General features: G+C 55.3%; 16 protein-coding genes and 5 pseudogenes. 16 read left to right on the forward strand and 5 right to left on the reverse strand.

Annotation, left to right across the window (positions count from 1 at the left end; translation table 11 throughout):
• Positions 1–26: 26 nt before the first annotated feature.
• The 12 genes and pseudogenes from murD to yaaA all read left to right on the forward strand — a co-directional run bounded on the left by murD (position 27) and on the right by yaaA (position 12,977).
• On the forward strand, positions 27–1,385 hold the full coding sequence (gene murD / locus JCM12539_RS02005) for a UDP-N-acetylmuramoyl-L-alanine--D-glutamate ligase (RefSeq protein ID WP_054648854.1): 1,359 nt from the start codon (positions 27–29) through the stop codon (positions 1,383–1,385).
• 33 nt (positions 1,386–1,418) lie between these two features.
• Positions 1,419–2,517: pseudogene (murG, locus tag JCM12539_RS02010) on the forward strand (undecaprenyldiphospho-muramoylpentapeptide beta-N-acetylglucosaminyltransferase).
• 101 nt (positions 2,518–2,618) lie between these two features.
• Positions 2,619–3,239: a cell division protein FtsQ/DivIB gene (locus JCM12539_RS02015; protein ID WP_054648856.1), complete on the forward strand. Its 621-nt coding sequence runs from the start codon at positions 2,619–2,621 to the stop codon at positions 3,237–3,239.
• 222 nt (positions 3,240–3,461) lie between these two features.
• Positions 3,462–4,815 (forward strand): annotated as a pseudogene (gene ftsA / locus JCM12539_RS02020) (cell division protein FtsA).
• Positions 4,816–4,850: 35 nt separating this feature from the next.
• Positions 4,851–5,811 (forward strand): annotated as a pseudogene (ftsZ, locus tag JCM12539_RS02025) (cell division protein FtsZ); the annotation flags it as partial.
• A 77-nt stretch (positions 5,812–5,888) separates the two neighbouring features.
• Positions 5,889–6,095: pseudogene (locus JCM12539_RS15455) on the forward strand (cell division protein FtsZ); the annotation flags it as partial.
• Between the two features lie 29 nt (positions 6,096–6,124).
• Positions 6,125–6,616, forward strand: coding sequence for a cell division protein SepF (locus JCM12539_RS02030; RefSeq protein WP_054648863.1), 492 nt, complete (start codon positions 6,125–6,127; stop codon positions 6,614–6,616).
• A 16-nt stretch (positions 6,617–6,632) separates the two neighbouring features.
• Positions 6,633–7,052: a YlmH/Sll1252 family protein gene (locus JCM12539_RS02035; RefSeq protein ID WP_054648865.1), complete on the forward strand. Its 420-nt coding sequence runs from the start codon at positions 6,633–6,635 to the stop codon at positions 7,050–7,052.
• Positions 7,049–7,426, forward strand: coding sequence for a S4 domain-containing protein (locus JCM12539_RS02040; RefSeq protein ID WP_054648867.1), 378 nt, complete (start codon positions 7,049–7,051; stop codon positions 7,424–7,426). Before JCM12539_RS02035 ends, JCM12539_RS02040 begins: the two co-directional genes overlap by 4 nt.
• Before the next feature lie 38 nt (positions 7,427–7,464).
• Positions 7,465–8,091 carry a DivIVA domain-containing protein gene (locus JCM12539_RS02045; RefSeq protein WP_054648869.1) on the forward strand — a complete coding sequence of 209 codons (627 nt, stop codon included), beginning with the start codon at positions 7,465–7,467 and terminating at the stop codon, positions 8,089–8,091.
• Between the two features lie 262 nt (positions 8,092–8,353).
• A complete protein-coding gene (gene ileS / locus JCM12539_RS02050) occupies positions 8,354–11,155 on the forward strand; it encodes an isoleucine--tRNA ligase (protein ID WP_054648871.1) in 2,802 nt (933 codons plus the stop codon).
• A 1,078-nt stretch (positions 11,156–12,233) separates the two neighbouring features.
• On the forward strand, positions 12,234–12,977 hold the full coding sequence (gene yaaA, locus JCM12539_RS02055; RefSeq protein WP_054648872.1) for a peroxide stress protein YaaA: 744 nt from the start codon (positions 12,234–12,236) through the stop codon (positions 12,975–12,977).
• Here yaaA and JCM12539_RS14475 read toward each other — a convergent pair whose 3' ends face one another.
• The 3 genes and pseudogenes from JCM12539_RS14475 to JCM12539_RS02070 all read right to left on the reverse strand — a co-directional run bounded on the left by JCM12539_RS14475 (position 12,978) and on the right by JCM12539_RS02070 (position 15,393).
• The gene (locus JCM12539_RS14475) at positions 12,978–13,280 is read right to left on the reverse strand and encodes a tyrosine-protein phosphatase (RefSeq protein ID WP_054648874.1); all 303 of its coding nucleotides are present in this window, start codon (positions 13,278–13,280) and stop codon (positions 12,978–12,980) included.
• Entirely contained in the window at positions 13,277–13,762 is a 486-nt protein-coding gene (locus JCM12539_RS14480) for a tyrosine-protein phosphatase (RefSeq protein WP_054648876.1), read from the reverse strand. Before JCM12539_RS14480 ends, JCM12539_RS14475 begins: the two co-directional genes overlap by 4 nt.
• Positions 13,763–13,855: 93 nt before the next feature.
• Positions 13,856–15,393, reverse strand: a pseudogene (locus JCM12539_RS02070) (multicopper oxidase family protein).
• Between the two features lie 294 nt (positions 15,394–15,687).
• Here JCM12539_RS02070 and JCM12539_RS02075 point away from each other — a divergent pair.
• The 4 genes from JCM12539_RS02075 to JCM12539_RS02090 all read left to right on the forward strand — a co-directional run bounded on the left by JCM12539_RS02075 (position 15,688) and on the right by JCM12539_RS02090 (position 19,175).
• Positions 15,688–15,951, forward strand: coding sequence for a hypothetical protein (locus JCM12539_RS02075; RefSeq protein ID WP_054648877.1), 264 nt, complete (start codon positions 15,688–15,690; stop codon positions 15,949–15,951).
• Positions 15,952–15,990: 39 nt separating this feature from the next.
• A complete protein-coding gene (locus tag JCM12539_RS02080) occupies positions 15,991–16,680 on the forward strand; it encodes a 5'-methylthioadenosine/adenosylhomocysteine nucleosidase (protein WP_054648879.1) in 690 nt (229 codons plus the stop codon).
• A gap of 102 nt (positions 16,681–16,782) precedes the next feature.
• Positions 16,783–17,946, forward strand: a complete 1,164-nt coding sequence (locus JCM12539_RS02085; protein WP_054648881.1) for a cysteine desulfurase family protein — start codon at positions 16,783–16,785, stop codon at positions 17,944–17,946.
• Between the two features lie 881 nt (positions 17,947–18,827).
• On the forward strand, positions 18,828–19,175 hold the full coding sequence (locus tag JCM12539_RS02090) for a DUF1831 domain-containing protein (protein ID WP_054648883.1): 348 nt from the start codon (positions 18,828–18,830) through the stop codon (positions 19,173–19,175).
• A gap of 129 nt (positions 19,176–19,304) precedes the next feature.
• Here the strand turns inward: JCM12539_RS02090 and JCM12539_RS02095 are convergent, their stop codons facing one another.
• Together JCM12539_RS02095 and JCM12539_RS02100 are read right to left on the reverse strand one after the other, a co-directional pair.
• A complete protein-coding gene (locus JCM12539_RS02095; RefSeq protein ID WP_054648885.1) occupies positions 19,305–19,994 on the reverse strand; it encodes a VIT1/CCC1 transporter family protein in 690 nt (229 codons plus the stop codon).
• 12 nt (positions 19,995–20,006) lie between these two features.
• Positions 20,007–20,675 (reverse strand): VIT1/CCC1 transporter family protein, encoded by a 669-nt coding sequence (locus tag JCM12539_RS02100; RefSeq protein ID WP_054648887.1) that lies wholly within the window; start codon positions 20,673–20,675, stop codon positions 20,007–20,009.
• Positions 20,676–20,733 lie beyond the last annotated feature (58 nt).

The following is a 20,733-nucleotide window of genomic DNA, read 5'->3' on the forward strand; positions in this document are numbered from 1 at the left end:
CATAATAGAAAGAAGTTTAGGGCACTATGAAGCAAATTACTGACTATCAGAATAAAAAGGTGATTGTTCTTGGTTTGGGCAAAAGTGGGGTGAACGCAGCACGGTTACTGAACAAGCTGGGCGCGTTAGTGACGGTCAACGACGCACAGGACTTTGATAACAACCCGGATGCACAGGAGTTATTGTCCGAGGGGGTCCGGGTCATTACCGGTGGTCACCCCGTGTCGTTGCTCGACGAAGACTTTAGTTTGATGGTCAAGAATCCTGGGATCCCGTACAGCAACGTGATGGTTCAACGGGCACAGGAACTGGGATTACCGATTATCACCGAACCAGAATTGGCCTTCCAGGTATCCGAGGCAGAGTGGGTTGGCATTACTGGGACGAACGGGAAGACTACCACCACCACTTTGATTGGGCTGATGCTCAATGAGGGTGGTGTTGAGGCACACGTCGGTGGGAACATCGGCATTCCATTGTCCCAGGTGGCACAAGAGGCCGGCCCGGGTAGCAAAATTGTGGCGGAGCTTTCCAGCTTCCAATTACTGGGAATTGATACACTCCGGCCACACGTGGCGGTACTGAACAATATTTACGAGGCACACCTCGATTACCACGGCTCGCGGGCTAACTACATCGCTGCTAAGATGCGGATTACGATGAACCAAACGGCTAATGACTACTTTGTCATTAATTGGGACAAAGAGGAGTGGCGGGACCTCGCGCAGAACGTGAAGGCCCAAGTGGTACCGTTCTCGCGCACCGGTGTTGCTGGTGCCCGGGCGTTGGTGGACGCGGACGGTTGGCTGTGCTTTGACGGTGAACGTGTTGTTGAGGCGGATACGATTAAAATTCCTGGCGCACACAACGTGGAGAATGCCCTCGCGGCGATGACCGTCGCTAAATTGTACGGTGTGGGCAACGCGGCGATTGCGCACGTACTGGCAACCTTTGGTGGGGTGAAGCACCGCATTCAGTTCCTCAAGGAGCTGAACGGTCGGCGGATCTATAATGACAGCAAAGCCACCAACGTTGAGGCTGCCAGTGTGGCGATTGAAGCATTTAAGGCACCCGAAGTCTTGATTGCCGGCGGGCTTGATCGTCACCTATCGATGGACGCGCTGATTCCCTTACTGAAGGAACACGTTCACGCACTGGTGACCTATGGTGAAACGGCCGCACAAATGGTGGAAGTGGCCCAAAAAGCCGGGATTGCAGATATCAAACGTGTTGATAACCTCGACCAGGCGGTACCGGCGGCTTATGCGCTGAGCAACCCCGGGGACGTATTATTATTGTCTCCCGCTGCGGCCAGTTGGGATCAATTCCATACCTTTGAAGAACGTGGTGATCGGTTCATTGCCGATGTTGATAAATTGCAATAGGACGATTGGTTAGCTAATTAAGGAGACGGACTTATGCGTATCATTGTTTCGGGTGGGGGCACCGGTGGACATATTTACCCGGCGCTAGCCCTAATTGACCGTTTGAAGGAACGCGATTTGCTGGATGACGTCCTTTACGTGGGAACACAGCGAGGACTGGAAAGTCGCATTGTGCCAGACCATGGCATCGCCTTCGATACCATCGAAATCGAGGGCTTCCGCCGCAAGCTGAACTGGGCGGGCCTGAAGTATAACGCGCACACGGTGCAGCTGTTCCTGAAGAGTGTGGGTGCTGCCAAGCAAATTCTACGCAAGTTTCGGCCGGACGTGGTTGTGGGTACCGGTGGCTACGTATCGGCGGCCACCCTGTACGCCGCGGCCCGTTTGCACATTCCGACGGTCATCCACGAATCCAACTCAGTGGCCGGGGTAACGAACAAGTTCTTGGGGCACTTCGTGGATAAGGTGGCAATTAGCTTTCCGGAGGTTGCGCGTGATTTTCCACGCGCAAAGGTGGTGATTACGGGTAACCCCCGTGCCCAACAGGTGGCCGGACTGGCGCCAAACGACCGGCTGGCCGACTTTGGACTGGATCCAAAAAAAACGCACCGTGCTGATTTTTGGGGGTTCGCGTGGTGCACCCATGCTCAACAAAGCCGTGTTGGCGGCCTTACCGACCTTTGCACGGAGTGACTACCAAGTCCTCTTTGCCACGGGTCGGACGCACTACAAGCGGGTGCGTGAAGACGCGGGTGACACTACCGGTAATATCAGTATTGTGCCCTACATCGACCGCATGGAGCGGGTGTTACCAGACGTGCAGTTGCTAGTGAGTCGCAGTGGGGCCACTACTTTGGCGGAAATTACGGCGCTCGGCTTGCCGTCAATCCTGATTCCTAGCCCGAACGTGACGCACAACCACCAGTTTCACAATGCCCAGGCATTAGCAGACGCTGGTGCGGCGGTCGTGGTTACCGAACCAGAGCTGGACAGCACATTCACTCAATCCATCGATACCCTGATGGGGGATGGCAACCGGCTGCAGGCAATGGCGCAGGCAGCAAAGGGTCAGGGTGTACCTGACGCCACGGACCGCTTAATTAAGACGATGCAGGATGTCATGAGGGGGTAGAACCGCATGGGACGCAAAGACGAACCCGCAACACCCGGGAGGGTAATTTTAAAAATCCGACGCCGCACCCACAGAAGGGTCGGCGGGGTGTTGCCGCGCCTTTGCCCCACCTCGAGGGGGTCCGGCAACACCGTCTCCGCCGGAACCTCGCAATCATCGTGCCACCGTTGGTATTGTTGACCATCGTTACGGGGTACCTGGCGTTACCAGTATCCAAGGTTAGCACGGTGCGTGTTCGTGGCAACACGAACGTTAGCGCCAGTACGGTGCAGCGGGCGAGTGGCTTGACCAATAGTAGCCTGATCCCCACTGTCTGGCTTAACGGCCAGCATGTCGGGCAAAGGGTGGTTAAACACGTCGCGCGCGTGGCGTCCGCCAAGGCGCAGGTGACTGGTGCTCGTGACGTCACGATTACCGTCACTGAACACGAAACGGTGGGCTATGTCCAACGCGGCGACAGTTACCACGCGCTACTCGACGATGGCACCATCATTCGCACTGGTACGTCCGCCCCCAAGTCGGGGGACCTCATCTTTAAGGGTTTTGGCAATGGCCTGCAACGGGTAGTGCGGGTGGTGGCTAAGTTTCCGACTAGTATTCGCCACGATATTTCCGAGGTGCAATCCGCTCGTGGTGGGGGCAATCCCTACCAGATTACTATCACCATGAGTGATGGAAATACCATCGTGGCCGATAGTCGCACCGTTGGCAAAAAAAATTAAGTATTACCCTACAATTATTAAACAGGTTAATAAAACAGGAACCGTTGATTTAGAGGTGGGGGCCTTCTTCACTCCCAAGAGTACTAAATAGCCGTTAATTACGTTAATCTGGCCTTTACGTGGTGCGCATTTGGGAAACAGTGTGGTACACTCAAAGAAGTAATAAAAACTATTAAATTGACGATTACGAATAACGAAAAAAATAAAGGAGGGTCCAGATTAATGGCTAATCAAGACATTTATGTCGGCCTGGATATCGGGACCACCTCAATTAAGGTCATTGCTGCTGAAGTTAATTCTGGACAAATGAGTGTGATTGGCATGGGTAACCAGCACTCAAGCGGCTTGTCCCGTGGGGTGATTGTGGATATTGACCAGGCTGCGGCTGCCATTCAGACTGCCGTACAGCAGGCCGCAGATAAGGCCAGCATCACCATTAACCAGGTGGTTGTGGGTGTGCCGGCCAGTCTGCTACAAATTGAACGCGTGACCGGTATGATTGCCGTGGGTGAAACGAGCAAGGAAATCACGGACGCCGATGTCCGTAACGTGGCCGCAACGGCCATGATGAGGAACTTGCCACCCGAACGGGAAGTTATCGCGGTGATTCCGAGTCAGTTCACGGTTGACGGCTTTGATGGTATTCAGGATCCACGTGGGATGATTGGTGTTCGGGTTGAAATGCGCGGCCTCCTGCTTACGGTACCGAAGACCGTGGTGCACAACATCAAGCGGGCGGTTAACAAAGCCGGCCTTGCTATTGAGCAGATGGTAGTCAATCCGTTGGCATTGGGTGAGTACATACTTTCCGATGGGGAACAGGACTTCGGAACGGTGGTCATTGATCTTGGTGGCGGCCAGTCGACGGCGGCGGTCATTCACGACCATAAGTTGAAGTTCACGTAGCTGACCGTGAGGGTGGCGAGAACATCACGAAGGATATTTCCATCGTGCTCAATACCGACTACACATCCGCGGAGAAACTCAAGCGCGACTTTGGTAATGCCGATTCATTCGCCGCCAGCGAGGATGAAACCTTCCCCGTAACGGTGTGGGGAAACCCAACCCGGCAATGATTTCAGAAAAGTACCTCTCGGAAATCATCGAAGCACGTGTGACCCAGATCCTCACGCGGCTCAACGAAGCGTTAAGTGACGCGCACGCATTGGACTTGCCCGGTGGCATTGTGATTACTGGGGGCACGGCGGCGATGCCGGGAATTACTAGCCTGGCAAAGGAGATTTTCCAACGCGAGGTTAAGTTGTACATGCCGTCCGAAGTGGGATTACGCCACCCGTCATTCAGTCAGGCGTTGGCTTTGATTAAGTCGGCGGCCGCCATGACGGATATTGACAAGTTGGCCAACAGCGCCGTGACTCAAGAAGAAATCACGGCCACTGGTGGTCGGAGCACCCAGAGTACGGAGCAGCCGCGTTTGGCGCGGCAACCGTCTGCGGACCAGCAGCGTCCGGCGCGTAAAGCTAAGGCCGACACCGCGTCTGAGCAGCAGGACGAGCCGGAACCCAAGGAAACGGGCAAGAAGATTCGTCATTTCTTCAGCTCATTCTTTGAATAAACAGACAAATTAAACCCCTAGTAGGAGGAACGAAGATGGAATTCGCAGCAGATGAACAAATGAGTGCGAACGGCGCCGTGATCAAAGTCATTGGTGTCGGTGGGGCCGGCGGTAATGCCGTTAACCGTATGATTAAGGAAGACGTGAAGGGTGTGCAGTTTATCGCCGCCAACACGGATTTGCAGGCACTAGGCGCGTCCGACGCTGAAACGAAGATCCAATTAGGACCCAAGTTGACGCGTGGGTTAGGTGCCGGGGCGGCTCCCGAAATTGGTCAGAAGGCCGCTGAAGAGAGTGAAGAAGCCATTGCTGAAGCACTGCAAGGGGCCGACATGATTTTTATCACCTGTGGTATGGGTGGTGGCTCTGGTACTGGTGCCGCACCGGTAGTCGCCAAGATTGCGCAGGAACAAGGCGCATTGACTGTTGGTGTTGTGACAAAGCCGTTTACCTTTGAGGGCCCGAAGCGTGCGAACAACGCGACTGACGGCATCAAGGAGTTGAAGCAGCACGTTGACACCTTGGTGATTATTGCTAATGACCGCCTGCTAGAGATTGTGGACAAGAAGACACCAATGTTGGAGGCCTTCCAGACTGCCGACAACGTTCTGCGTCAGGGTGTGCAGGGTATTTCCGACTTGATTACGAGCCCTGGTTACGTCAACCTGGACTTTGCCGACGTGAAGACGGTCATGGCCAAGCAGGGTAGTGCCCTGATGGGTGTTGGTTCCGCAACCGGCGAAAACCGGACTGAGGAAGCCACCAAGAAGGCCATTTCCTCGCCACTACTCGAAGTCGGTATCGATGGTGCCAAGCAGGTACTATTGAACATTACCGGTGGTCCGGATCTGTCCCTGTTCGAGGCACAGGCTGCTTCCCAGATTGTGACGGATGCCGCTACCAGCGACGTCAACATCATCTTTGGTACTTCGATCAACGAGGACTTGGGCGACGAAGTACTAGTGACGGTGATTGCGACCGGGTTGGACGACTTGGACAACGCGCCTACACCGCGTCGTGGTTCTGTTCGTCAGAGTATCAACCAGGCGGAGAAGAACGACCAGCCAGCTGACAATCAGCAGGCCAAGCAGGACGATCCGTTCGGCGACTGGGACTTACGGCGCGAGCCTCAAAGTGCGGCCGCTGACGACCAGCACGCCAGCTTTGACAACGTGCAGAAGACCGAGTTCGACGTGTTCGAATCCCAGCCGAACGTCAAGGATAACGATGATAGTGATGACCAACCGCCGTTCTTTAAGCGGCGGCGGATGGATAACTAGTACGCCAAGCAAGTGAGGAGTTGACAATTATGGCAATGGACAAACTTGGGAGTATGTTTGGGAAATTTTTCGAAATGGACGACGATGCTGAAGAGCAAGATTACGCCGATGACGAAATGATGCAGAGTGCCGTGGGGGCGAGCACGACTGCAGATTCAGTACGACCACAAAAGCAGGCGCAGCCACAGAACAGGCCCAACACGACCCGGACTAGCAATGTTTTGCCGATTAGTGGGGCGCAGAAGGGCAATTCAAAGATTGAATTGTACGAGCCGCGCGTGTACTCCGACGCCAAGGAAGTGGGTCGTAACCTGTTAGCGGATACGGCCGTCCTGGTTAACTTTTCGCGCATGGAGCCCGGTGACGCCAAGCGTATCGTTGACTTCCTGACTGGGTTAGTATTCGCTATTAACGGCGAAATTAAGCGGGTGGGCAACATGATTTTTCTAGTGACCCCGGCTAATTTTGAAGTTAGTGGTAGCCTGGCCGAGAAGATCCACGACGATTTGGACCTTGAGTAAACATAGGTGAACACTGATGACGACTGGTATTTATCAACATTTTCGTCCGGAAGAGCGTATCCTAGTTGACCAGCTCCGCGATTACATCGCCACGGCGCAAGTGGAATACCGGCCCGTAGTTACCCCCTTTGCCAATCCGCGTACTCGTGCCATTGCCCGTATCTTACTGGGTGATGACGACAGTATTGGGATGTGGACTGACGGGGGCTTCGACGACGCTGAATGGCAGCGCGTCGTGTTCGCACCGGATTATTTTACGCCGGAGCCGGCTGATTATCAGGTGCAACTGATGGGGATTAAGTACCCCACCAAGTTTGCTGAGCTGCATCACAGCACGATTTTGGGCACCCTGGTCCACCAGGGCATCGAGCGTGAGGTCTTTGGCGATATTGAGACCGATGGTACGCGGTGCAGGTGGCCGTGGATGCTAGTATGACGGACTTCTTCGTGGACAACGTGGATCATATCGGCAAAGTAGCGGTGCGGCTCGTGCCCCTAACGCGTGATGAGCGGGTGCACGGACTCAGTGACTGGGAGGACGAAGTCGCTTTGCTGCCTGGTCTGCGCGTGGACGCATTGGTCAGTCACGTCTATCACGTATCACGGCAGCGGGCTAAGGAGCTGGTGGAACACGGCGACGTGACCTTGAACTGGCAGGCTACGTTACGTCCAGACGCGGAGGTGGCACCGAACGACATGGTGTCCGTCCGCGGCTTTGGGCGGATTGCTGTCGACGCCGTTACCGGCCAAACAGCTAAGGGGAAGTTACGCGTGGAGACGCGCGTGATTCGTAAGCGTCGGGACCACTGATTGACCGGTGGCGCCGGTGACTATTAGGAGGAATGAGCATGTTGAGCCCAATTGATATTCATGACAAGCAGTTTAACGTTAAAATGCGGGGGTACGATCAGGACGAGGTGAACGATTTTCTCGACCAGATCATCCAGGATTTTAGTGACCTGATTAAGCGGAACGAGTCGTTGAGTGCAGACTTGAAGGCCGCCCAGGCCCAGGTGGACGAATTTCAGGGAATGAAGGAAGCCCTGAATAAGTCGCTGATTCTTGCCCAGGACGCTGCGGATAACGTTAAGCAAAACGCTCAGTCCGATGCGGATGCCATCATTGCTCGCGCACAGAAGCACGCTGACCAGCTGGCTAACGATGCGAAGGCGCACCATGACCAAGTGGTGGGTCGCGCAGCTGATGATGCCCGGCGTTACAAGATTGAGGCTGACGATGCCAAGCGCAACGTGCAGGAGTTCCGGCAGCACATGAAGATGCTCTTGGAAGCCGAATTGGAAGCTATTGGTGGCGCGGAGTGGAACCAAACGGTGGGTGCACCCATTGACCAGCCGGTACCAGCTAGTGCTGAAAATAAACTTGACAACGAGGGTCCAGCTCCGGTAGAATCGTCGTCGAACGGGTCGGACAATGGCGTCACTGAGATTGTCTTTCCTGACGAACCAATTAAGTAATTTAACCATTGACGGACACGCGTCGATGGGATGACGCGCAACAGCGACCCGGTGTAATGGTGTGAGACCGGGAGTGACGTATCCCACCGGTATCACGTCCTGAGGTCCTACCGAGCCAACGGTAGGCGGGGAGTTGCACGATATCGCAACGGTGAGGGTGGTTGCCTACTGCGGTAGGTGGCGACCGAACTTAGGTGGTACCACGAATATCTCGTCCTAACTATAGGACGAGATTTTTTTTATGCTAATAAGGGGGCACAACATGAAAGTCAAAGACACTTTGAACTTGGGCAAAACTGCATTTCCAATGCGGGGTAACTTGCCTAACCGCGAACCAGATTTCCAGAAGGACTGGGAGGAAAATCACGTCTACCAGCAACGCCAGAAATTGAACCAGGGCCGGCCGGCGTTTGTATTGCACGATGGACCTCCATTTGCGAACGGTGACATCCACATGGGTCACGCCCTGAACAAGATCAGTAAGGACATCATCAGTCGTTACCACGCCATGGCGGGTTACTACTCACCATACGTTCCGGGCTGGGATACACATGGGCTGCCCATTGAACAGCAGTTGGCAAAGCAGGGCATCAAACGCAAAGAGATGGCCATGGCCGACTACCGCGAATTGTGCCGTCAGTTTGCCATGAAGGAAATCGACCGCCAACGCACCGAGTTCAAACGGCTGGGTGTCGCTGGTGATTGGGACCACCCGTACATCACGCTGCTGCCTGAATTTGAGGCCGCTGAGGTCCGCGTCTTTGGTGAGATGGCCGAGAAGGGCTACATCTACCATGGTTTGAAGCCAGTTTACTGGTCATGGTCGTCCGAATCGACTTTGGCTGAGGCCGAAGTGGAATACAAGGACGTGAAGTCACCATCCATCTACGTGGCGTTCCAGGTCAAAGACGGCAAGGGCATCCTTGATGACGATACTGCCCTGATTATTTGGACCACCACGCCGTGGACCATTCCGGCGAACCGTGGGATTGCGGTTAACCCGAAGTTTGAATACTCGCAGGTGGCGGTTGACGGCAAGAAGTACGTCGTGGCCTCCGAAATGTTGAACCGCGTGGCGGAAGACCTCGGCTGGGATGCACCAGAAGTGCTCAAGACGTTCAAGGGTGTGGACATGGACAACATGGTTGCCCGTCACCCGCTGTACGACCGTGACAGCTTGGTCATGAACGCCAACCACGTTACGTTGGATGCAGGTACCGGACTGGTGCACACTGCTCCTGGGCATGGTGAAGATGACTACAACGTGGGTGTACGGTACGGCTTGCCCGTTGAGTCCGTGGTTGACGCTAAGGGTTACATGAACGAAAACGCTCCGGGCTTTGAGGGCGTGTTCTACGACGACGCCAACAAGATGGTCACCGAGCAGCTCACAGCCAAAGGTGCACTGTTGAAGCTGGACTTCTTCACTCACAGTTACCCTCACGATTGGCGGACGAAGAAACCCGTTATCTACCGCGCAACGACGCAGTGGTTTGCGTCGGTGGCCTCATTCCGCGACCAAATTTTGGACCAGATTGAGAAGGTTAACTTCACTCCAAGTTGGGGGAAGACCCGTCTCTACAACATGATTCGGGACCGTGGCGACTGGGTTATCTCGCGTCAGCGGGCCTGGGGTGTACCTTTGCCAATCTTCTACGCTGAGGATGGCACACCGATTCTGGAGAAGGAAACCATCGACCACGTGGCCGATTTGTTCGGTCAGTACGGCTCCAACGTGTGGTTTGAACGGGAAGCGAAGGACTTGCTGCCAGAAGGTTATACTCACCCAGGCAGCCCTAACGGCGAATTCACTAAGGAAACCGACATCATGGATGTGTGGTTTGACTCCGGTTCGTCATGGGCGGGCTGCCTCAAGGGCCGTGATGACCTCGCTTACCCGGCTAGCCTGTACTTGGAGGGCTCTGACCAATACCGTGGCTGGTTCAACAGTAGTCTGATTACGAGTGTGGCCGTTAACGGCGTAGCGCCATACAAGGGTATCTTGTCGCAAGGCTTCACGCTGGACAGTAAGGGCCAAAAGATGAGCAAGTCACTCGGCAACGTTATTGCCCCCGAAAAGGTGGAGAAGCAGTACGGTGCTGAAATCATCCGTCTGTGGGTTGCTAGTGTTGACTCGAGTTCTGACGTCCGCGTCTCCATGGACAACTTTGCTCAGACGAGTGAAGCGTACCGGAAGATTCGTAACACCATGCGTTTCATGCTGGCCAACACGACGGACTTCGATGCGGCTAAGGATACGGTGGCCTGGGATAATCTGGGTGACGTCGACCGCTACATGCTAGTTCGCTTGAACCAGGTGGTCCGTGACGCGCACGCTGACTACGTGAAGTACGACTTCAGTAGCGTTGAGAAGGTCATTTCTGCCTACCTCGTAAACGACTTGTCCGCCTTCTACCTCGACTTTGCCAAAGACGTGGTTTACATTGAGGCGGCTGATAGTCTGAAGCGGCGGCGGATGCAGACCGTGATGTACCAGGCGCTGGTGGCATTGACCCAGATGCTGACGCCAATCCTGCCACACACGATGGAAGAAATTTGGCCGTTCTTGAACCGGCAGGAAGATTACGCCTTCCTGTCCGACATGCCAGAGGCGCGTACCATTGATGGTGAGGATGATATTCTCAACCGCTGGCACGCCTTCATGGACTTCCGCAGTGACGTTGCAAAGGCGTTAGAGGAAGCGCGTGACGCCAAGCTGATTGGTAAGTCGATGGAAGCTAAGGTGACGGTTTACCCAACGCAGCAGCTGGCCGACTTGTTGGCTAGCCTGGGTGACAGCGACGTGATGCAGATGCTGATCGTGTCTGGTTTCAGCCAGGCTGCGGTGGGCACTGCCGCACCAGCGGAGGCCCTGACGTTCAAAGACGGTGCGGTCTTGGTAGAGCATGCCGATGGCGATGTTTGTGAACGTTGCCGGATGACCCGGACCGACGTCGGTACCGACGATGCGTTCCCAACCCTGTGTGCCCGTTGTGCCGCTATCGTTCGTGATAACTTCCCGGAGGCCGTGGCTGAGGGACTGGAATCTAAGCAAAGTAAATAGTTTCGTCTTAGTAAGGAGTCAGCATGGTGCTGGCTCCTTTTTGGGTGGTGGTGGGCGGCAGCGTCGGTCGGACCGGTGAGCTGCGGCTTACGTGGGGCACTCCATGGTAATCCACTGCTAGGGCGAAGGGGGAGTAGCTATGAACGCGCGGGTGACCTTTGGGACTGCGGCTTACGTACTACGCCGTGATTGCTGCAATAGTGGGTGGGCGGCAGCGTCGGTCGGACCGGTGAGCTGCGGCTTACGTGGGGTACTCCATGGTAATCCACTGCTAGGGCGAAGCTCCAACCGCCAAATGCGGGCGTGTTTCCGCCGCGATTCCAAGCCCGTCCGGAACCCCACCGGCCGGTCTTGGAATTCGTCGCGTTCTAACGGCTAAAGCCGTAAGAACGTTACACCCCGGCAGTGGTTACCATTCCGACCCCACACGCCTCCGCTCACCGGTCCGACCGACGCGGCCGCCTGCTACTAGTGCCCGCACACGAGGACTCCGTGCCAAAGGCCACCCGCGGGTTCCCGATAGTTCGTGGTCTCTAATCTCATGAGCCTAATCCTATACCAATACGTTACCTGACCGAACGCGTACCGGAATATACTCCAGTAATCACGCGAATGTGCACTACAGATTCGTCTAGGGCCGTTCTACTATTTCAATTAGGGCTGTAAACTCCTTCGTAAACATAAGGATCAACATCTACCGTTGGTCGTACTGGTGTGGTGGTGGAGGTTGAGCGGCTGGTCCCCGCGACGGCTGTATACCCGTAGTTCTGTCGGAGTTACTGCCAGTTGGAGCGCAGCGACTACTGGCAGTTACGACTTACAGAATCAAATTGGCTAGACCGAGCGGGTTTTGCTCGGGCTACGGCAATTCGCGGTAGCCCGGTACGGGCGTGAGCGTGAGGTTCACAGCGCCGGTCGCGGGGACCAGCCGCTCAACCGGAGCCACCGCGCCAGTACAACCAGCCACTAGCAGCGGTCACCAAGTAGTAGCACCCCACAGCACCCCCGCCGGCCAGAACCGCCACCGGGTGGTACAATAAAGCGACAGAAAGATATGACACTGGAAGAGAGGCAGCCTATGCAGTTTATCATCGCGCCGGCCAAGCAGATGCGCACGGATACGGATAGTTTCGACACATTGGGGTGGCCCCAGTACATCGACGAAGCCGCTACTTTGCTAACGCAGTTGCGGTCGCTAACGTACGCGCAGGCGAAGAAGCTGTGGGTAGCCAGCGATAAGGTCGCCCGCCCCAACTATGACTGGCTCCAGCACGTGAATCTGCGTGAACACGTTACACCAGCCGTAATGGCTTACGTTGGTATTCAGTACCAAAATATGGCGCCCGATCTGCTGGACCACGCTGGTCTGGCGTACTTACAGAAACATTTGCGGATCTTGTCTGGCTTCTATGGCGTGCTGCGTCCCTTTGATGCTATCGTGCCGTACCGTCTCGAAATGGGTAGTCGCATGCAGGTAGGTACGGACCGGAACTTGTACGCATTCTGGGGGCGCAAAGTTTATGGCGCACTCGACTGGCAATGCCCCGTTATTAATTTGGCCTCGCAGGAATACGTGCGCGCGGTTACCCCATACCTAGAGGGTCCTGACCAATTAATTGACGTTGTTTTTGGTCACCTAGTTGATGGGCACGTAAAAACGCGCGCCACCTATGCAAAGATGGCGCGCGGATCCATGATTCGTTTTGCTGCGGAACGTAATGTGGGTACAGTTGCTGAGTTGACGGAGTTTGACGATCCGCACTACGCCTTTGCACCCGATTATTCTACGGATCGCCGGCTCGTGTTCTTGCGCCGGGACTAATCACTTTTCCAGATAGAGGCGCACAAAATCCTGAATATCGTGAGCAGACAGCCGCAGTTCTTGCCGAGCATATTTCTGCCAGCCACCCAACTCATCATTAACAAACTGTGCTACGGAGTCAAAGGTGGTACCGCTCGCCGTCTCCGCGTTCATCTCGTTGACCACAGCGGACCCGCCGTGGAGTAGCCGCTCGTTAACGCTCGCACTACTCATACCCTCAGGATTAGCGAGCACCAAGTTGGTGAGTTGGTAGTCAGCACGCATCACGCGCTCTGGCACCCCCAATATGCCCTCAATCATCATCGCGCCAATCCCGGTACGGTCCTTGCCCGCTGCACAGTGGAAAACCAGGCGTGGTCCGGCGCCGTGTTAGCCAACATGAGCGCGAACATCTGCCGGTAGGCGGCCAAAGCGTGATGGTCAACCAACATTTCTAGGTAGGCATCCGCGAGGTCCCAGTTGCGGTGTTGCGGGTGGGGCCGCCGCCGAATTTTATCCCAGAAGCTGGGTTGGCCAGATAGCGGGTAGACTGAAAGGTGATGGTAGTCCGTGCCGGGCAACAACTTATCGGGGGACATGGCTACCTCCGTGTCGCTCCGTAAATCGACCACCGTGTTTACGCCATAGTCCGCCAAGGCTTGCTCACCATCGGCATCGAGGTAGCTCAATGTGCCTGACCGGAGAATTTTGTGCCACGCTAACGTCCGGCCCGAACTGGTGGGATACCCACCGAGTTCGCGTAGATTGATGGCGTTAGGAATTGATAGTACTCGCTCATTAGTCATCGGGTGCACCTTCTTTGCAGTAGTTACAATGAGTTAGCAGACAAAGACGCTCACGCTACCCAGGGCGACGTGAGCGTCTTTGTGTAGGCGTGCCTACATGTGCATGCCCATCTTCTTGTATGACTCCATGCCGCCCAGCCACAGGTCATCCATGGAAACGCCACGTTCTTCAGCAAAAGCCTTCATCAACGTGTGGTGATCCATCAGGTGGTACTGAACGTCGGGGTGCTTGGGGTCGACCACTTTGATCTGCGCCATCATCCCACCGTCCTCGTGCTCAATAATGTGGCAGTGGTACATGAAGACGCCGGGCACGTTAAACAGTACCTTGATCCGCACGTGTTCGTGTGGGTTAATGCTGACGGTATCCTTCAGGCCAGTTTCGTTGGGGTACGGTGCATGCCCGTTGCGGCTAATAACCTGGAAGGCCGTCCCGTGCATATGGTAGGGGTGGATCATCCCGCCTACCATGGTGTTGGTGCTGGTAATATCCCAAATTTGGGCCTGGCCCATCGGCATTTCGTAATCGATACGTTGCATATCGAACTTTTTGCCGTCAATCATGACTTCTTCATCCATACCGGAGAGGACCACGTTCTTGACCGGCAATTCCGGGTCAACTTTGTATTCAGGCACGTCGAATAGGTGTTCCGGAATGGTGGTAGTGTCGGGGGCAAAGTCGCGAATGCGGAACGTCACAATTGGGACGTCATCCGAGTAGAGCGTCACCTCGTCGCCCGGCTGGTACTGACCAAAGTCGACCACGATTTCCTGCCGTTCCGCACAGGTAATCATGAGGTGCGTGAACGGTACCGGGGTCGGCAGTAGCTATTATCGCCCGCAATTTGGGTGAACTGCAGGTCGTCACTAAAGTGCAACCGCCACTCCCGACGGTTGGAACCGTTCAGGATGCGGAGACGCACCTTCTGCGTGGTCACGTCAAAGTAGGGGTTGATGGTGCCATTAATCATTGCCGTTGGCCCCTGGACGCCATCGGGATCGTAGTCGGCGCGGTAGTCCCACTGGTTGTCCTCGTGAAAACGCCGGTCCTGAAGAATCAACGGAATGTCGTCAACACCATAGTTACGTGGTAGCGGCAAAGATTCCTCGTGTTCGTCCTGCACGATGGCCATCGCCGCGAGACCGTGCCAAACTTGCTCGGCCGTGGATGGACAAGGGTGCGCGTGGAGCCAGTCCGTTGATGCGGGCTGGTTGATTGTGAACGTGACGTCACGACTTTCACCAGGGTAAACCGGAGCATGGCACCCGCCGTCTTCAATTGGCCCGGGAATATCCAGCCCGTGCCAGTGGAACGTGGTCACTTCGGGTAGGTGGTTCACTAGGTGTAGGTGAATGGTTTGACCATCCCGGTAAACAAAGGTCTGGCCCAACAGTGGGGCGTTGTAGCCCCACGTTTTGGTCTTGGCTCCAGGTAATAGCTGGACTTCACCGGTTTGAGCGGTGATTGTATAGTAAACATCTTTGCCGTCAACGCGATCGGGTGTGGCAATGGCGGGAATGGCTAGTGGTTGCGGTGGCGTGGAGGGTTTTTCCAGCGGTATGTAACCACCATCATGGGTATTGTAGGCTGCTTCATCAAACAAATAATCGGTAATTACTGGTTGTGTCATTACGAGAACCTCCCTTTGATTTGCACCCTGATGATAACATAGTTCGGCAATTTATTCAGCGGCAAAATGCCCGTTTATGGGCAATGAATGCGCTTTGTTGGGTATAAATATTATGCCCAAAGTGGTCACTAAGATGTGCCGCCAGCATGTTGATTGTGTGGGCGGCTGTACCGGTAAGGCTAACCCGTTTTAATTGCCTGCATAACTTTGCCTTAAAGATTGGGCGGGAGATTTTGGCAAAGGCTCCACAAACGTGTATTATTATTACCAGTTATAGGAACAGGAGGACCACCAATGGAGCCACAAACGCGTAAGGAAGCTCGGGAAGCTCGTGAGCAAGCCGCTGAGGCTGCTCGCGAACGGGACCGCCAGCGCGTCGCCGTTGAACGCGATTATGCGCGGGAGCAGGAAGCAAGTCGCGCTGAAGCCAAGGGCAAGCAGCGGATTGACCAGGAAGCGTACCACAAGGTCTCCGCACTGAAGGCCAAATTGAACTGGGCCATTGGGATTGTGGTGGTGATGCTCATCATCGTGGCGTTGGTGCTGTTTTTCGTTTAGTTAGGGTAGTAATATCGTCGTCAAGGAGGACGTCTCGTAATGAAAATTGGTGTTATCTGTGCAATGGAAGAAGAAATCCGTGAACTGTTGGCGGTACTCGAAGACCAACAGGAAGAAGTGGTCGCCAGTCAACACTACTTCCACGGTCATATTAGTGGCCAAGAAGTCACCCTGGTGGAATCCGGGATTGGCAAAGTGCAGGCCGGCATGGTTGCGGCCGTACTATTGGACCACTACCAGCCGGATGTACTGATTAACACTGGTAGCGCAGGTGGTATTGGTACTGGACTAAAAGTGGGCGACGTGGTGGTCAGCACGGGTGTGGCTTATCACGACGTTGACTCCACGGCGTTCGGTTATAAACCGGGTCAATTGCCACAACAACCGCAGATTTTCACTGCCGACGCCGACTTTGTGGCTAAAATTGCTGCGGCAGCCGAAGCAACGGATCTGACTACGCACACTGGACTCATCGTTTCTGGTGACCAGTTTATTAGTAGTACACCAGCAATCGAACGGATTAAGGGTATTTTTCCACAAGCTTTGGCTAGTGAAATGGAAGGGGCTGCTATCGGCCAGGTAGCGAGCCAGTTCCACACGCCATTTGTGGTCATCCGCGCGATGAGCGACGTGGGCGACGAAAATGCCAGCGTCAGTTTCGACGAATTCATTGTCGAAGCGGGCAAGCGTAGTGCGTCCATGCTGTTGGCGTTCCTTGCGGCGCTTTAATGTAGATTATTAACTAGATTTACTGCTGGCCACGGACCCAAATTGGGTTGGTGGCTTTTATTAGCTATGGCGGGGGAGCCCGCCAGGAAAAGGGGCACAGAAATGAAGCACGTATACTTGGACAATGCGGCCACCACACCAATGCATCCGGACGTGGTGGCGGCCATGACGGAACAAATGAACGCAGATTTTGGGAACGCCAGCTCGACCCACTACTATGGGCGGCAGGCGCACTCCGCGCTGGACAAAGCTCGCCAGACGGTGGCCGATGCGCTGCACACGGATGCCGCTAACGTGGTGTTTACGGGTGGGGCGACCGAGAGTAACAATACTGCCATTATCAGGACGGCGTACGCACGGCGCGATCAGGGAATGCACATTATCACGAGTGCAATTGAGCACTTGTCGGTATTGAACCCGTTGCGGCGGTTGGAAAGTGAGGGCTTTCGGGTCACGTACTTGCCGGTCGATGAAAATGGTGAAATTAGCGTGAGCGACTTTGATGCGGCCCTTGATGACGAGACCACGTTGGTAACCCTGATGTGGGGTAACAACGAGGTTGGCAGCCGGATGCCGATTGACAAAGTGGGGGCGCGCTTGCGCAACCATCAGGCGTGGTTCCACGTGGACGCGACACAGGCGTTCGGGTTGGAGGACATCAATCCGGCCGCGCTGGGGATCAACATGCTGTCGGCGTCGGCCCACAAGCTGAATGGTCCGAAGGGTGTGGGCTTGTTGTACCGGGATGACCAGGTGCACATTCAGCCGTTTTTGTTGGGCGGTGAGCAGGAGACTAAGCGTCGCGCTGGTACGGAAAATATTCCGGGCATTGTCGGCTTTGCGGCCGCGGTGCAGCGACTGGATAAGCACGCTAAGGCGGAGCTAGAGGACCGGTACGTGGGCTTTACGCGGCAAATTACTTCCGCGTTGACGGATGCAGGGGTAGAGTTCCACGTGAACGGTAACCTTGAACATGAGCGGTTGCCACACGTGCTGAATTTGTGGCTGCCGGGAGTGTCCACGTACGCGCTGCAGACCAACCTAGATTTGGCCGGCTTTGCGGTTTCGGGTGGCTCGGCATGTACGGCGGGCAGTCTGGAGCCGTCACACGTCCTGACGGCGATGTTCGGTGAGGATTCGCCGCGCATCGCGGAGTCTATTCGCATATCGTACGGCACGGTGACGACGGCGGAGGACATCGACGCGTTTGCGGCCGCCCTCATTAAAGCCGTCCAACGCCTACGTGCCCGGGCAGCGGCGAAGTAGCGGGTGGCGGCAGCGTAGGTTGGACCGGTGAACTGCGGCTTACGTGCCCTACGCCGTAGGTTGCTACGCTAGTGGAGGCCGCAGCGTTGATCGGACCGGTGAGCTGCGGCTTACGTGGGGCACTCCATGGTAACCACTACTAGGGCGAAGGCTCCAACCCGCCAAGTGCGGGCGTGTTTCCGCCGCGATTTCAAGCCTGCCCGGAAAACCACCGGTCAGTCTTGGAATTCGTCGCGTTCTAACGGCTAAAGCCGTAGAGCTCTCGGACTGCTGCGCCATTCCTGCGAGAAGCACGCAGTAAGCGCTAAAGCACAAACTGCGTGCGTTCCCCGGCAGTGGTTACCATTCCGACCCCACACGCCTACGCTCACCGGTCCGACCGACGCGGCCTCACGCCACTGTGGCAATCACGCCTCCGGACACATCACCTCCGTGCCCAAGGCCATCCGCAGGTTCCCACTAATTATTTGATGGTTACGGCCACAACCATTAGGTCTGTTGGTTCATATATTACCCGTGATAACTGACCATCCTCGAATTGACGGGTGCCGGCAAAGTGGTGGTGGGGTGGAGGCGACTGAACCCGGAGTTATGACCGCTACCGGGGTGTAACGCAGTAGGAGCCGGAGGCGACGTACTGCGCGACGAACTTTGAGACTGACTGCCCGAACTTGGCAGGCAGGCTCAAAGTCGCACCGGAAACTCGCGTACTTTGCGAGTTGGAGGTTTCGCCCCAGAAGCGGTCATGACGGAGTGGTTCACAAAGCTGCAACCTCACCACTGCTTTGTCAGCACACCACCCTCAAATCAGATTCACCCGCAACCAGTCGGTGGCGTGTGCTAAAATAATGGTATAAACAATGACGAATGGAGTGGTGGTTATGGCTTTGGCAACGACAGCACAGGTGGCAGGGGACACGCGGCAGTTTCGGTTGAGCCCCAACGTCAAGCGTTACACGTTGATGGATACTGGGTTTAAAAAGACCAACAAGGGTGGTTTTGAACTGGAGCGTTCCCTCGACTTGAACAGCCCGTTCACCAGCAACACTAAACTGAAGGTTCTGGTGAACGCCGACCTCGATAAATTGTCGATGGCTGTCACCACTGCTAACGGTCTGCGCGCCGTGGACATCTTCAAGTCCGATAAGACTGCCGGTAACGTTGAGCAGTTCAACTACGTGCTGAATGATTTGCTCCAGCGTCAAGTATTGGAGCAGGTCACCGACTAAACGCAATGAGCGTTCATAAGACGTAAAATAATAGCCGCACTGGCTAAGTATCGTTCACGGAAACCCATTCCGTGTTGATAACTAGCCAGTGCGGCTATTATTTTGTTTCCTTGCCAAGCGCACAACTAATCAGAATGCTAAACCGACCAGATAGTGAATGGTAATGGTAATCAAACCAATGATAATGTTACGAATAATGGCGCGCCGGGCGAAACCGTGGCCGAGTTCGGCGGAAAAGTAGCCCGTCAGGCCGACCGCAATGACGGTGGCGATAATGGTGGCCGGCCACTGCCAGAAACCATTGATAAAGGTGAGGGCGAGTAACGGCAATAGTCCGCCAAGTGCTGCACACACCATCGAAGCAAAGGCCGCTGCCCACGGGTTCATGAGTTCGCTTGGATCCAGACTGTACTTAGCACTTACAATTGCGGGGAGCGGGTCGTTCGCCATAAATTCATCCGCAATTTCTGCGGCCGTTGCCGGCGTGACGCCGCGGTCCGTGTAACTAGTCACAATCACCGCCCGTGCCGCTGCGGGATCTCGCCGCAACGCGCGCGATTCCTTCCGCACCGCCGACGCTTCGGTGTCTCGTTGTGCACTCACACTTGCATACTCACCGCCTGCCATCGAGAAGGCTACAGCAATGAGGTCGGCCAACGCGGCGATGAAGAGGGCAAAGGAGTCGGTAGTCGCGGCCCCAACGGAAAACAGTACGCCGACAACGGTCAAAATTCCGTCGTTCGCACCCAACACACCAGCCCGGAGTGTGTTGGCCCGCGTCGCCAGCGAGGCATCCTTGTTCACTTTGATTTTTTTCATTTCGCGGACCTCCTAACGTGCAAAGATGTGGCCGACCATTGTAGTGATAGCCATGGTGATTAAGCCAGCAACCACGTTACGGACGGTGGCCTTCAGCACGTTGGCATTACCCAACTTGGCGGCAATGGCACCGGTAATCATCAGCGCAATCACAACGGAGGCCACCGTGGCCGGAATGCGCCAGGCGTTGCCCACTAACGAAATGGTGAGCATGGGCAATAATGAGCCCAGCGGAAACGAGATGAACGATGCGATGGCGGCACCAAACGCACTCGTTTGTTCACCGGGATCAATGTCGTAACGTTCGCGCACTGCGGTCACCACCGGCGCTTGGTCGAACATTTCCTGCGCTGCTTTGGCCGCTAAATCGTGACTAATCCCCGCGGCGACGTATTTGTGGGTGACAAAGTCGACCTCTGCCTGCGGGTTGAGTTCCATACGCTGGGTCTCATCGGCAGTGGCGCGCTCCTCGGCATCGCGTTGGGCGTGGACACTCACGTATTCGCCCATCGCCATAGAAATGGTGCCCGCTAGCATACCCGCAAAGCCGGCCAACAGGATGTTGTGCGTGCTGACGTTGGCGGCCGCTACACCCAAAACGATGGCGGCCACGGACAGAATACCGTCGTTAGCGCCCATCACGCCGGCACGAATGAGGTTAATTTGGGCATTGAGGCTCAGTTTGCGAGCGCCTTTTTTTTCTTCTTATTCAATCAGATCAATCCCTTCTAAGTTCCTT

Source organism: Lacticaseibacillus pantheris DSM 15945 = JCM 12539 = NBRC 106106, from assembly GCF_001311175.1.
Taxonomy (GTDB): Bacteria; Bacillota; Bacilli; order Lactobacillales; family Lactobacillaceae; genus Lacticaseibacillus; species Lacticaseibacillus pantheris.